Here is a 12,977-nt window from a genome sequence, read left to right as displayed (position 1 = left end):
TGAGGGCGTTCTGTTTGTATTCAAAACGCCAATTTCTAAGAAAAAAATACAAAAACATAAGATTTTGCTATGTAAAAAGTCTCTATTTTCGCTACACAAGCAAAATAAAGAAATTCCGTACAAAAAATCCTGATTTCGGAACTTTTTTGTACGGAATTCGTTGTTTTGGGGCTTTTTACACCAAACTTTCTATTTACCGAAACTTCCCCGCCCAATATTCGTCTTATTATAATGTGATCACCATAACACTTCACGATTTTGGGAGGGTATCTTTATGAAGAAGACTATTTTACTATCAACACTGACAACGATTCTTACGCTTTCCTTGGCAGGATGTGGTTCTACCGGGGGCCTGGAGGATTCTGTAGGGGTGCAAAATTCCACGGCCCCCACCGGGCCAATCGCCCCGGTCATCGCGGAAAGCCTCGTTCCTACAGAATGCCCGGAAAACGGGCCTGCCGACGATCTGGCGATATCCATGGGGAATGAAGCTATCTGTGATCTGGGACCGGTGCAGTTCTCCCTGTCCCTTCCGGAGACCTGGGACTATGAGATCCGCAATTTAACTTTCGCAGGTACCACCACGACCGATGCTATCATCTTCTGGAACATCGCGTACCCGGAGGATACCTTTACGCTTATCTATGCTCCCGTCCCGGGAATCTGCGGCACCGGCGTCACCAGCGAGGAGATCACTCTGCCCAACAGCAACTTAAACGGCTGGAAAAATACCGAGATCTACCAGACAGAACAAAAATACTGGATTTACATTACATTATCCAATCCCGATGTCCCTTTACAGGGAAATACCCTACAGCTGGAAGCCACTATTCCGTTAACAGACTGGTACACTCTGGAAACAGATTTCAACCGCATCCTCGAAACCATCCAGCTTCAATATACAAGTTTCGAAGCTCCTGTGACGCAGGATATTCTGATCTTGCCGGAAGAAACGCAGTCAACGACTCCAGACATTCTGCCCTTGCCAGAAGAAACGCAGTTCGCTCCCCAAGACAAGTTGCCCTTGTTGGAAGAAAGACAGTCCAACTGTATCGAGCTGGATACGGATTTCGGTGCACCTGTGACTCAGGATATTCTGATCCTGCCAGAACAAACTCAACCTGCAACTCAGGAGAAACTGCCCCTGTTGGAACAAAGGCAGTCCAACTGTATTGAGCTGGATGCAGATTTCAGAGCCCCCGCATCGTAGGATACTCTAATCTTACCGAAAGAATCACATCCTTGTCTCACGACAGCCGCCATCCTTGGCCGCCAGATAAGGGAATCTCCACAGATTGCCCACACCCACCGCGTTTCCGGCCGCCGCCAGCACGAAACCGATCTGCCCGGAGAAATTACTTGCTTTCTTTTCCATATGATTCACGCTCCTTAAAACACTTGTGACATGAGGATAGCATATGCTATACTATCAGTAAAACGAATGTTTTTATTGGTATACATAAGTTTTTGTAATGTGATAAGTCTCAAGAGAAAATAAGTGGCTGCAAAGCAGACATTTGTTTTTTGGACTCATCAGCTCACGAATATCCTGCGAAGCAGGATGTAAAAATTCGTGAGCTTATACTATAATGAGTACAAGAAAGCCAATCTGCTCGCATAATTGGTGAACGATGAATTTGAAATTCATAAATTTACAGGGTGAAGATCATGAAAGAACAAAAAGACCGTTACGAGATATTTTTAAAAGTATGTGAAACGGGAAGCTTCTCCAAGGCGGCGGAAGCACTGAATTATACCCAGTCCGGCATCAGCCAGATGATGGCGGGACTGGAGGAAGAACTGGGTGTGCAGCTTTTTGCCCGGGTTAAACGGGGTGTCAGCCTCACCGACAACGGTGCCCGCCTCATCCCTTACATTCAGGAAATGGTCAACCAGAAAGACAAGCTGCGCCAGGCCGCCTTCAATATCAACAATAAGATTGAGGGAAAACTACGGGTCGGTAGTTTTTCCAGCATCACCGCTCTGTGGATGCCGGATGTGGTTCATTTTTTCCGGGAAAATTATCCGAAAGTGGATGTAGAAATTTTTGACGGCAATTATGATGAGATCCGGGACTGGATCATTCACGGGCAGGTGGATTGTGGATTTTTATCCTCCATCGTGGCGGATGATCTGACCTTTTATCCACTGTTGAATGATCCGCTGTGCGCTGTTTTCCCCGAGGGACATCCGCTGGCTGCCAAAAACAGCGTCACCCTGCCGGAACTGTTCGAATATCCTCTGATCATCGAGACCCCCGGCTGTGACAACGACATCCAGCATCTGCTGACCAAATGCCCTGTCCGCCCAAAGATCTCTTACAGCTTCCGGGACGATACCCTGATCATGTCCTTCGTCCGGAACGGTCTCGGTGTCACCATCTCTCAGGAACTGGTATTAAAAGCTTTCGCACGGGGTGTGGTCTCCAGACCCTTATCTCCCAGTTGTCACCGTACGCTGGGACTGGCTTTCTCCAAGACCGCCAACTCCGTGGTGTCACAGACGATGCTGCGGTATTTGCAGGAAACGATCCACTGATCCACCCCAGCTCAACTATTCTGCTATTCTACATTATGATAGCTTCCGCAATACGGGCAGCGTCCGGTATATCCTGCTGCCGCCTGATAGGAAGCACCGCAGTTCGGACACTGCACGGCGGTCATGCGAAGCTTGGAAGGATCCACGGGCTTATCGTCCATCAGTTCCTGCTCTCCCGGCAGAATCTCATCCCGGACGGAATCCGGATCCCAGCCGTATTTTCCCTGATATTCGTAGATATCCATGGTCATACCGATGGGATAGGTCGAAGCGCCCTTTTCAAACGCGGTGGGAATCACTGCCTCCCGCTCGATCTGATTCTTGTCAAAATAATGCACGATCACATTCACCGGGAATCTGCCGTTTACCATATACGCCGTATTCTCCACGTAACCGTAGATCTTGGCGGCATATCTGATTCCGTTTTTTACGATGAGTGACTTTTTATGCTGCCCGAATAATACTGCTGCGATAAAACAAATGCCCAGTATCAGGAAAAACAGCGGCAATGCCAGAAATGCCCTCATGGGCCGGAACACCATGCCGATGCCTCCGAATATCATTGTCAGCACTGCGCCGATCCCCGCAAATGCGCCTCCTATGATCAGTAAAACTTTCTGAGCCATGTTCATTTTCATGTCAGTTTCCCGCCCTTCTCCTATTTTTCATGCCAATCTCCATTCAGCAGCCTTCGGCTGGCGGCACAAATAGTAATTTATACCATCTGGACCACCCAGACATTACTCTTCACCATGAGGTAACCAATGATCACCTTGATCAGTTCCGTGCCCTGCACCAGAAAATAGATGCTCACGATCCCCAGGCCGGTGAAATGCGCCAGCAGATATGCCGCCGGCACCACGATCACCCAGGTAAATACGGAATCAAACAGGAAAGTCACCACCGTCTTACCACCGGAACGCAGGGTAAAATACGACGCATGGCTGAAGGCGCAGAAGGGCATGATGATGGCCGATACCGCAATAAAACTGGTAGCCAGTTCCCTGATCTCCTCCGTGGTATTGTAAATACCCGGGAAAAATCCTCCTACCACGAACATCAATGCCGCCATGATCACACAGCAGAAGACGCTGAATACGATCATCTTGTTGTCTGCATCCTTGGCATCCTCCAATTTACCTGCACCCAGATACTGTCCCACCACAATACTGATACAGGAACCCAGCTGAAGATAGACAATATTGAACAGATTCGTGATGGTGGAGGCAATGTTCAGTCCCGCCACCACGTCCAGACCTCTGACAGAATAGCACTGGGTCACCGTTGTCATGCCCGCTGCCCACAGCACCTCGTTCATCATCAGCGGAAATCCCTTGATCAGGATCGCCTTCAATTCCGCAAGCGGAATACCAAAGCCGGTGTAAGCTCCCTCCAGATAGCGGTTTTTTCCCCGATGGATGTGTGCCCAGATCACCACGATCAGTGCCTCAATGTAACGGGCAATAACGGTAGCCAGCGCCGCCCCCTGCACTCCCAGCTCCGGGAAAGGACCGATGCCGAAGATCATCAGATAGTCCAGAATCGCATTAGTACCCACCGCCACAAAGCTGGCCAGCATCGGGATAAAGGTCTGCCCGGTCTCTTTTATATTTGTCGCGTAGGACTGGTTCACCGCAAAAGGGATCAGTCCCACCATCATGATGGCCAGATATTCCAGTCCGTACTGCAGTGCCAAGTCCGTGGCCCCGTTCCCCACCGTATCCGTCAGATACAGGGAGATCAGTGCGGAACCTTTCGTCAGGAACAGAAGGATCGCTCCGCCTGTCACCAACAGCGTGGCATACAGCTTAAACCGAAAGGAATACATATGTCCCTTATGATTGCCCTTTCCGAAATACTGGGCACCGAAGATGCTGGCAGCTGACACAGCTCCGAAAATTGCCAGATTGTATACAAAGATCAGCTGATTCACAATGGCAACGCCGGACATCTGCTCCGTTCCCAGCTGTCCCACCATGATGTTATCCAGAAAGCTTACCAGATTGGTAATGGCATTCTGCAGGATCATGGGAATAGCCAGTAAAAGATACTTCTGGTAAAAATCCCAGTCTCCAATATATTTTTTCTTAAATTTTGCTAACATAATTTCCCTCAATTTTCTAAATAATCCCTACCTACGCTCGATCATCCCGGGACTTTCACTCCCGAAAACCGACCGCTTATAACGGTTCTTCCTGCGGCATGGTGCTGTGTACTTTCTTTCTGACAAAATAGAAACATACCGCCTGCAGCAGGATCGTTGCCAGCCAGGAGGCCGGATAAGATAAAAACAGTACCATCAACGACCGGTGCATTGGGAATACTCCGTAGATCCAGAAGATTCTCGTTCCCACCGTACCGATAATGGACAATATCATAGGTACCGCCGAATGTCCCATGCCCCGCAAGGCTCCCGGAATCAGATCCATGATGCCGCATAAAAAGTAAGTCAACGTCGTATACAGCAGAATCTCCGTTCCACAGGCAATAACGTCCGCATCCGTTGTGTAAATGTGAAGCAGCTGCGGACCGAAGAGATTGGCGCTTCCGCCCAGCGTTACCGCTACGATCACCGACAGGATCATACAATCGATCAGTACCCTGTCCATACGTTTTTTCTTCCCGGCACCGTAGTTCTGACTGGTGAAGCTCATACACGCCTGGGTAATGGAATTCACCGACACGAACAGGAATCCAAAGATATTATTGGCCGCCGTATAGCCTGCCATGGCGATGGAGCCAAAGGAATTCACCGAGGACTGCAGCAGAACATTGGAGAAATTGATGACTACGCTCTGGATCCCCGCCGGAACCCCCACCTGAAAGATCTGCAGCAGGTACTCCCCTTTTATTCCCAGCTTTGAAATCTGCAGCCGGTAACAGCTGTCCGTAGTAAACAGGCACCATAATACCAGCACACAGGAGATCACCTGAGAGATCACTGTAGCAATGGCTCCCCCCGCCACACCCATGGAAAAAGCAATGACCAGAAACAGGTTCAATACCGCATTGATGGCTCCGGATATGATCAGGAACAACAGCGGACGCTTCGTGTCTCCCACTGCCCGCAGAACTGCAGCTCCGTAATTGTACAGCATGAAAAAGGGCATGCTGCAGAAATAAATTTTCATATATAATGCCGCCTGATCAATAACATCCGCCGGGGTATCCATCAATTCCAACGCCCCCCGGGTGCAGAACAGCCCTACGAATACCATGACAATACCGCTGATCAATGCAAAGGTCATAGCTGTATGTACTGTCTCGCTCATCTCCCGCTCTTTCCCGGCAGCATAGAATCTGGCGGACAATACATTGGCTCCCAGAGAAACGCCGATAAACAGATTGACGAACATATTGATCAATGCCGTGGTGGAACCTACAGCCGCCAGCGCCTGACTTCCGGTGAACCGTCCCACCACAATGATATCCACTGCATTGAACAGCAGCTGCAAAATGCTGGACACCATCAGGGGCAGTGCAAAGGAGATCAGCTTGTCCATAATCGTGCCGTTGCACATATCTATTTCATATTTGTTTTTCTTCTGTGTTGCTTCCATAATTTCATTTCCTGCAATTCTCTTCCAAATCCCGTTATTTTCCCGCACCGCTCATCCGCATCTGCAGAAGAACCGCTATAACTTATGATTTTATCACATATTTTGCTATATTTCTATTCCCCATTTTAGCTGAAAATATGATATACTATATTTTGAATGTTTTTGGGGGTTCAAAATGAGTATACATCCCACAAATCCTTACAAGAGAACAAAGAGAAAGGAAACTTATCCCTATGAAATATGACGTAATCATTATCGGTGCCGGTCCCGGCGGTATCTTCTCCGCTTATGAACTGGTGCAACAGAATCCCGACCTGAAAATTGCCGTTTTCGAATCCGGTCACCCTCTGGAGAAGCGCCACTGTCCTATCGACGGTGACAAGATCAAGAGTTGCATCAACTGTAAGAGCTGTTCCATCATGAGCGGTTTCGGTGGTGCCGGTGCTTTTTCCGATGGAAAATACAATATCACCAACGCTTTCGGTGGCACTCTCTACGAGTATATCGGCAAGAGTCAGGCCATCGACCTGATGAAATATGTGGATGACATCAACATGAAGTTCGGCGGTGAAGGCACGAAGCTGTATTCCACTGCTGGCACCTCTTTCAAAAAAATCTGCATGCAGAACAAGCTGAACCTGTTAGACGCTTCCGTACGTCACCTGGGTACAGATATCAACTTCATCGTGCTGGAAAATCTGTACGCAGAACTGAAGGATAAAGTGACTTTCTATTTCGATACCCCGGTGAAAACGGTGGAGACCGTTGGTGACGGTTACCGTATCTGCTGCGAAAACGCTTCTTACGACTGCGACAAGTGCATTATTTCCGTAGGCCGCAGCGGCAGCAAATGGATGGAGCAGATCTGTAAAGATCTGGACATCAACACCAAGTCCAACCGCGTGGATATCGGCGTCCGGGTGGAACTGCCCGCAGTCATCTTCTCTCATCTGACCGATGAACTCTATGAGAGCAAGATCGTATACCGCACTGAAAAATTCGAGGATTCCGTGCGTACCTTCTGTATGAATCCCCACGGTATCGTCGTAAATGAGAACACCAACGGCATCGTCACCGTAAACGGCCACAGCTACGAAGGAGCCGACAAGCAGACAGAGAACACCAACTTTGCCCTGCTGGTAGCGAAGCATTTCTCCGAGCCCTTCAAGGACAGCAACGGCTACGGTGAAAGTATCGCCCGTCTCTCCAACATGCTGGGCGGCGGTGTTATCGTACAGCGTTTCGGCGATCTGGTGAGAGGACGCCGCAGTAATGCGAAGCGTATTGCCGAGGGCATGGTAGAGCCTACCCTGTCCGCAACTCCCGGTGATTTAAGCCTGGTACTGCCCAAGCGTATCTTAGACGGTATCATCGAAATGATCTACGCACTGGACAAGATCGCACCCGGTACCGCCAATGACGATACCCTGCTCTACGGTGTGGAAGTCAAATTCTATAATATGGAAGTGGAACTGGACGAACATCTGGAAAGCTGTCACAAGGGCCTGTACATCATCGGTGACGGCAGCGGTGTGACTCATTCCCTGTCCCATGCATCCGCCAGCGGTGTCTATGTTGCAAGGCAGATCGCCAAAGGGGAATAATTACTGATAAAAAGGAAGGTAGATTCTATGGCACAGACAGTTAAGATCATCTCTGACAGTACCTGTGATCTGTCAAAGGAATTAGTGGAAAAGTATGACATTACCATCCTGCCTCTGCACATTCTGCTGGGCGAGGATGAATACCGCGATGGCGTGGATATTACGCCGGAAGAAATTTTCCGGTGGTCCGATGAAAACAAGACCACGCCCAAGACCTCTGCTCCTTCTCTGACCGAGGCCATGGAAGTCATGCAGCCTTTTGTGGAAGAAGGCCGGGAGATCATCTGTTTCTCCATCTCCGACAGTATGTCCACCTCCGGCAACGTTATGCGGCTGGCTGCAGAAGAACTGGAAGCTTCCGACAAAGTCACCGTCATCAACTCCGCAAACCTGTCCACCGGCATCGGTCTGCAGGTAATACAGGCTGCCATTCTGGCTTCTGAAGGGAAAACTGCCGCAGAGATCACTACTGCCATCGAAGCCATCCGTCCCAAAGTCCGGGCCAGCTTCGTCGTAGATACCCTGACCTACCTTCACCGCGGTGGCAGATGCAGCGCGGTAGCGGCTCTGGCCGGTGGTATGTTAAAGCTTCATCCCCGGATCGTCGTGGTGGATGGTGCCATGGATGCCTCCAAAAAATACCGTGGAAAACTGGGTTCCGTCATCCTCTCATACACAAAGGATATGGAAGAGGATCTGAAAAATGCAGTTCCCGACAGAGTCTTCATCACCCACTCCGGCTGCGACCGGGAGATTGTGGAAGCGGTTCGTTCCTATCTGGAAAGCCTGGGAATCTTTGACGAGATTCTGGAAACCAGAGCAGGCGGTGTAGTCTCCAGCCATTGTGGTCCCGGCACGTTAGGCGTACTTTTCATTGCTAAATAAAAAATCCGAAGGAGTTTAGTGTGAAAATTAATTTTTCACACGCAAATTTGTGCCTGCACAAGGTGCCAAGGCACCTGAAAGTTTGCAGGTTACTGAAAGGCATTGGTATTATTATGATCCGTTTTATATTCGTCGTATTATTTGTAGTATTATTCCTGATCCTGTCCACGCCGTTAATGCTGGTGGAATGGATCATCGGCAAATTTAACCCCGGTCTTAAGGACCGCAGTTCCCTGGCCATTGTAAACTGGGCCTTCCGCTGGGTCATCCGTCTTTCCGGCACGAAAGTCATTGCCATTGGGGAAGAGAACATTCCCACCGACACTGCTGTGCTGTACGTCGGCAATCATCGCAGCTTTTTCGATGTGGTGCTGACCTATGTCCGTGTTCCCAGACCTACCGGTTATATTGCGAAAAAAGAAATGTTAAAATGGCCCCTGCTTAACATCTGGATGAAAGATCTTCACTGTCTCTTTCTGGATCGCCAGGACATCAAGGCAGGACTGAAAACCATTCTGCAGGCCATTGAGAAAGCCAAAAACGGGATTTCCATCTGCATCTTCCCGGAGGGCACCCGCAACAAGACCCCGGATACCTTCCTTCCCTTCCACGAGGGCAGTTTCAAGATCGCAGAGAAAGCAAATGTTCCCATTATCCCCATGACTATTGTGAATTCCGCTGCGGTATTTGAAGATCATTTTCCGAAAATAAAAAAGGCCACCGTAGTCATTGAATACGGTAAGCCTATTTATCCGAAGGAACTGGACAAGGAGACTCGCAAGAGCATGGGCACCTATGTACAGAATATTATCTCCGAAACTTATTTCAAAAACAAAGAACTGATCTGATCTTTCTAATGTCTATCCGCGAGGGAGACCTGCTGGGCTATCAGTAACAGATAATCCGCAGCGTCTCCCTCTTCGGGATAATAACTCACCGAATCCCGGTTCCGTCCCATCAGGTAATGCAGAAAATCCTCTAAAATCTCCGTGTACTGATAACTGTATAACACATAATTAGCACAGGACAATTCTTCTGCCCGCTTCAGAAGATCCTCGGTTCCATTGTTGACATTCATTACGGCATCGATCATGTTATGGGAACGTTTGGCCAGCTCCTCGCCCCGATTCCGGATGCTTTCCATGAATACAGTGCACAGGTCCACATCCACCGGCTGTCTGGTGGCCAGATACGTCATGGAGCCATACAGATAGGCCGTTTCTTCCAGATAACTGGTATTGTCCTCGAAAAAGTCCTTATACTCCAGGATCTGATTGCGGTAAGTGTATAGTCCCGCCGCCCGGTAAAGCTCCGTCAGCGCCATGAATTTCTCCGCATCTCTGCCGGATGTCGACATCAGCTTGGTGTACACCGACGACGCATGCTGCAGACATTGTGTGGCATATTGCACATCATATTTCTGGTACAGATAACTGAATTTTGCCATCACCGCCACGTAACACATGTTCTCCGGTTCCGGCTTTTCTGTGTCGTTGGCCGTTTTTTCCAGCCAGTCGGCAATAGATTCCAGCAGATCCGGGATATCATTGCCATTATCATCCGCAAGCACCTGCGGATACCACTCACAGGCCTCCAGCAAAGTGATGATCTCATCCTCGGTAATACTGCGATCCTGACATCTGTCATGAACATTCGTGCACAACGCTTCCAACAGTTCCTGATAGTGGTCTTCTTTCAGAGAAAACGTCAGGGATCTTCCCACATTGTCACACTCCAGATAGAACTCACCTTCCCCGGTATAGTCCGTGAAATCCGCTGTTCCGATGTACAGAGACAGCTCCCCGTTGTAATCAGTCTGCTTTACCGTGCCTTCATAGACCGTCTCTCCGGTCTCCCGGTCCACCAGCCGGAAAGTCTCTACCGACTGTCTGCCCTTCACCACTGCCTGTTTTTCACCGACCGCGGCATACCCCTGCTGATCCACCAGCACATTGGGTGTCAGTGTAGGCACTGTATAGTTGATGACCGGTGTGTTTTCCATGCCGGTCATACTTATGCTTACATGCCCTGTCTCTGCCGTTGCCTGCCCGCAGGCGGTCATACCTATACTGTTAAATAGTAATAGCAGGGACAGGATCCCTGCACTTTTCCTGCTGTATCTCAAGATATTCCTCCGGTCATTCCCTGGGGACATTACAGTACACGATCTCCCCGTTGATAATAGTATAAAGGGTTCGTGTGAAAATTTCCATAGGATTTCCGTCGAAAATGGCAATGTCTGCATCTTTCCCCACTTCCAGGCTGCCAATGCGGTCTGCCACGCCACAGATTTTCGCAGGATAAATGGTGATGGCCCGGAAACCTTCCTCCATTGGAAGTCCCGCTTTTACCGCAAGTCCGGCACACAACGGCAGTGTCTGGATCTGTGACACCGGATGATCCGTGGTGATGGCGACCATCACACCGGCCCGGTTCAGCACTCCGGCGGTCTTAAAAGACATGTTCTGCACCTCGATCTTGTTCCGGCTGGTAAGATCCGGTCCCACAATGGCCGGAAATCCTTCCTTCGCCAGTTCTTCCGCCACCAGATGACCTTCCGAGCAATGATCCATCGTCATTTTTATACCGAATTCTTTTGCAATGCGGATTGCTGTGAAAATATCGTCCACCCGGTGGACATGGGCTTTTAACGGGATGTCTCCCCGCAGTACCGGAAGATAGCACTCTTTTTCAAAATCCGGTGCAAAATACTCTCCCTTCTCCGCCGCTTCCTGCTTTTGCCGCAGATATTCTCTGCTCTCCCAGAGTTCCCTGCGCAGCATGGCGGCGATGGCCATACGGGTGACAGGACTTTTGTTCTGCCCGGAATAATTGACCTTGGGGTTCTCTCCAAAAGCCACCTTCATGGCCGCCGGTGATTTCAGGATCAGGTCGTCGATCCGGCGTCCCTTAGTCTTTACCATGGCAAACTGGCCGCCCACCACATTAGAGCTTCCGGGTCCGATCATGGCTGCAGTAATTCCGGCCCGCACCGCATCGTCAAAGGCTGCATCCATAGGATTAATACCATCGATAGCCCGCAGAGCCGGTGTCAGGGGATCCACTGTCTCATTACAGTCATCCCCTTCCGTGCTCTTTTTTTCTTCCATGATACCCATATGGCAGTGTGCCTCAATGATGCCCGGCATGATCAGCGCATTTTTTGCGATCACTACCTGCTCTCCTTCTTCCGGCTGTAACTTCACCTCACCTCTGGCACCTACCTGTGCAATTTTCCCGTTTCTTATCTGCAGGATTCCTTCGGGGATCTCTCTGCCCGCCATGGTCAGGATCCTGCCTCCTACAATATACATCAGCGGAACAATGCCTCCCCGTTCACCGGTTCCCCGTTGTGGGTCAGAGCAAAGTATACGTTGCTTCCTTCGGTGCTGTAGTATTTCGTGGGCGCTGCCACACTGCCGATGGCGTCGCCGGGATTCACATAGGAATTCTCTTTCACTGTGATCTCCGTCAGCTGTCCATAAGTGGCCTCATAGCCGTCACCCAGATCCAGGGTCACCGCCTTGCCGATCTCCTCATTTTCGAAGATAGAAGTCACTTTTCCCTGTGCACAGGCGGTCACTGCCGTACCTTCTTCCGCGGAAAAAATGGTGGCGGGATTGTATTTATACTGATCCAGTGTAGCAAAATAAGTGCTCTTGTCCATAGAGTAATGCATCAGAATATCACTCTGCACCGGTTGCTGTAATCCGTCGCTTTCTGCAAAGTGCAGTGTCTTCTCAACGACCACATCCCCGCCTGCTGTCTGCTTTCCCCCGGTCTCTTCCTTTTGTCGGTCGGCATCGGAATTCTGCTGCTCTTTCTGTGCGGCCTCCAGCAGCGTCTCCTGATCCGTCAGCCCCGGAATCTCTACGTTGCCGGAGCCTACCTCCTGGGGCATATAATCCAGATCATCCTCGGTGACAGGAGCTCCCGCGATCTCATTTCCCGCTGTATTATTTGCCGTCAGTCCGGGGATGTTCTCGTCCTCCTTCAGAAGATGTTCGTCGTTATTCTCCGTGATCTCCTGTAATTTGTCATCCGCATTGTTGGGAAGCGCAGTGAAGTCCAAGGTATAACCATCATCCCTGGACTCCACATTCTGCCCCTTCATATAGACCCCTGTCATGGTCAATGCTGCCAGAACAAAGGCTGAAGAGGCTAACATTATAATACGCTCTTTGTTAATACCGCTCTTTTTATTTCTTCTCATATCTTATCCGCATCCTTCCTGTTCCCTGAGTCAACTGCCTGCTATACAATCGTTTCAACCACTTTCCCTGGTTTATCCTATAGTCTTGCCCGATTCATGGGTTTTATTCAGAATGTCTTCGATATGAAATTTGCATTTATTTGAAACTATTCAGAGCCATGTAAATAGCGTCGAATG

Annotated in this window: 11 protein-coding genes and 1 pseudogene; 5 read left to right on the top strand and 7 right to left on the bottom strand. The window is 49.6% G+C overall.

All coding sequences use genetic code 11. The features are described from left to right. The first annotated feature begins 274 nt into the window (after positions 1 to 274). Positions 275 to 1,210 carry a hypothetical protein gene (locus DW835_RS02875; protein ID WP_118730653.1) on the top strand — a complete coding sequence of 312 codons (936 nt, stop codon included), beginning with the start codon at positions 275 to 277 and terminating at the stop codon, positions 1,208 to 1,210. A gap of 48 nt (positions 1,211 to 1,258) precedes the next feature. Here the strand turns inward: DW835_RS02875 and DW835_RS02870 are convergent. After that, positions 1,259 to 1,375: pseudogene (locus tag DW835_RS02870) on the bottom strand (Na+-dependent transporter of the SNF family protein); the annotation flags it as partial. 293 nt (positions 1,376 to 1,668) lie between these two features. Here DW835_RS02870 and DW835_RS02865 point away from each other — a divergent pair. Further along, positions 1,669 to 2,538, top strand: coding sequence for a LysR family transcriptional regulator (locus DW835_RS02865; RefSeq protein ID WP_117466400.1), 870 nt, complete (start codon positions 1,669 to 1,671; stop codon positions 2,536 to 2,538). A gap of 23 nt (positions 2,539 to 2,561) precedes the next feature. On the opposite strand, the gene DW835_RS02860 is transcribed toward DW835_RS02865, so the two are convergent. From DW835_RS02860 to DW835_RS02850, 3 genes are all read right to left on the bottom strand, one after another. Further along, positions 2,562 to 3,176 carry a hypothetical protein gene (locus DW835_RS02860; protein ID WP_243037017.1) on the bottom strand — a complete coding sequence of 205 codons (615 nt, stop codon included), beginning with the start codon at positions 3,174 to 3,176 and terminating at the stop codon, positions 2,562 to 2,564. 77 nt (positions 3,177 to 3,253) lie between these two features. After that, positions 3,254 to 4,642: an MATE family efflux transporter gene (locus DW835_RS02855; RefSeq protein ID WP_117466401.1), complete on the bottom strand. Its 1,389-nt coding sequence runs from the start codon at positions 4,640 to 4,642 to the stop codon at positions 3,254 to 3,256. Between the two features lie 76 nt (positions 4,643 to 4,718). Beyond that, positions 4,719 to 6,098: an MATE family efflux transporter gene (locus DW835_RS02850; protein WP_118730652.1), complete on the bottom strand. Its 1,380-nt coding sequence runs from the start codon at positions 6,096 to 6,098 to the stop codon at positions 4,719 to 4,721. A 233-nt stretch (positions 6,099 to 6,331) separates the two neighbouring features. Here DW835_RS02850 and DW835_RS02845 point away from each other — a divergent pair, with 233 nt between their 5' ends. From DW835_RS02845 to DW835_RS02835, 3 genes are all read left to right on the top strand, one after another. Next, on the top strand, positions 6,332 to 7,702 hold the full coding sequence (locus tag DW835_RS02845) for an FAD-dependent protein (RefSeq protein ID WP_118730651.1): 1,371 nt from the start codon (positions 6,332 to 6,334) through the stop codon (positions 7,700 to 7,702). A 27-nt stretch (positions 7,703 to 7,729) separates the two neighbouring features. Next, positions 7,730 to 8,587 (top strand): DegV family protein, encoded by an 858-nt coding sequence (locus tag DW835_RS02840; protein ID WP_118730650.1) that lies wholly within the window; start codon positions 7,730 to 7,732, stop codon positions 8,585 to 8,587. Between the two features lie 113 nt (positions 8,588 to 8,700). Then, on the top strand, positions 8,701 to 9,435 hold the full coding sequence (locus tag DW835_RS02835) for a lysophospholipid acyltransferase family protein (RefSeq protein WP_117466447.1): 735 nt from the start codon (positions 8,701 to 8,703) through the stop codon (positions 9,433 to 9,435). A gap of 5 nt (positions 9,436 to 9,440) precedes the next feature. Here the strand turns inward: DW835_RS02835 and DW835_RS17790 are convergent, their stop codons facing one another. The 3 genes from DW835_RS17790 to DW835_RS02815 are packed head-to-tail and all read right to left on the bottom strand — an operon-like array spanning position 9,441 to position 12,800. Continuing rightward, a complete protein-coding gene (locus DW835_RS17790) occupies positions 9,441 to 10,712 on the bottom strand; it encodes a cellulase N-terminal Ig-like domain-containing protein (RefSeq protein WP_172594693.1) in 1,272 nt (423 codons plus the stop codon). Between the two features lie 13 nt (positions 10,713 to 10,725). Next, positions 10,726 to 11,904 (bottom strand): amidohydrolase, encoded by a 1,179-nt coding sequence (locus tag DW835_RS02820; protein ID WP_347559349.1) that lies wholly within the window; start codon positions 11,902 to 11,904, stop codon positions 10,726 to 10,728. After that, on the bottom strand, positions 11,901 to 12,800 hold the full coding sequence (locus DW835_RS02815) for a M23 family metallopeptidase (RefSeq protein ID WP_118730649.1): 900 nt from the start codon (positions 12,798 to 12,800) through the stop codon (positions 11,901 to 11,903). Before DW835_RS02815 ends, DW835_RS02820 begins: the two co-directional genes overlap by 4 nt. Positions 12,801 to 12,977 lie beyond the last annotated feature (177 nt).

The organism is Clostridium sp. AM34-9AC, from assembly GCF_003480225.1.
GTDB lineage: Bacteria > Bacillota > Clostridia > Lachnospirales > Lachnospiraceae > Acetatifactor > Acetatifactor acetigignens.
This window is presented reverse-complemented; position numbering and strand designations above follow the sequence as displayed.

Bases quoted from the DNA above. Each gene is read 5' to 3' on its own strand.
- DW835_RS02855 (WP_117466401.1), bottom strand. From the start codon at position 4,642: ATGTTAGCAAAATTTAAGAAAAAATATATTGGAGACTGGGATTTTTAC.
- DW835_RS02875 (WP_118730653.1), top strand. From the start codon at position 275: ATGAAGAAGACTATTTTACTATCAACACTGACAACGATTCTTACGCTT.
- DW835_RS02865 (WP_117466400.1), top strand. From the start codon at position 1,669: ATGAAAGAACAAAAAGACCGTTACGAGATATTTTTAAAAGTATGTGAA.
- DW835_RS02860 (WP_243037017.1), bottom strand. From the start codon at position 3,176: ATGAAAATGAACATGGCTCAGAAAGTTTTACTGATCATAGGAGGCGCA.
- DW835_RS02850 (WP_118730652.1), bottom strand. From the start codon at position 6,098: ATGGAAGCAACACAGAAGAAAAACAAATATGAAATAGATATGTGCAAC.
- DW835_RS02835 (WP_117466447.1), top strand. From the start codon at position 8,701: ATGATCCGTTTTATATTCGTCGTATTATTTGTAGTATTATTCCTGATC.
- DW835_RS02840 (WP_118730650.1), top strand. From the start codon at position 7,730: ATGGCACAGACAGTTAAGATCATCTCTGACAGTACCTGTGATCTGTCA.
- DW835_RS02845 (WP_118730651.1), top strand. From the start codon at position 6,332: ATGAAATATGACGTAATCATTATCGGTGCCGGTCCCGGCGGTATCTTC.
- DW835_RS02815 (WP_118730649.1), bottom strand. From the start codon at position 12,800: ATGAGAAGAAATAAAAAGAGCGGTATTAACAAAGAGCGTATTATAATG.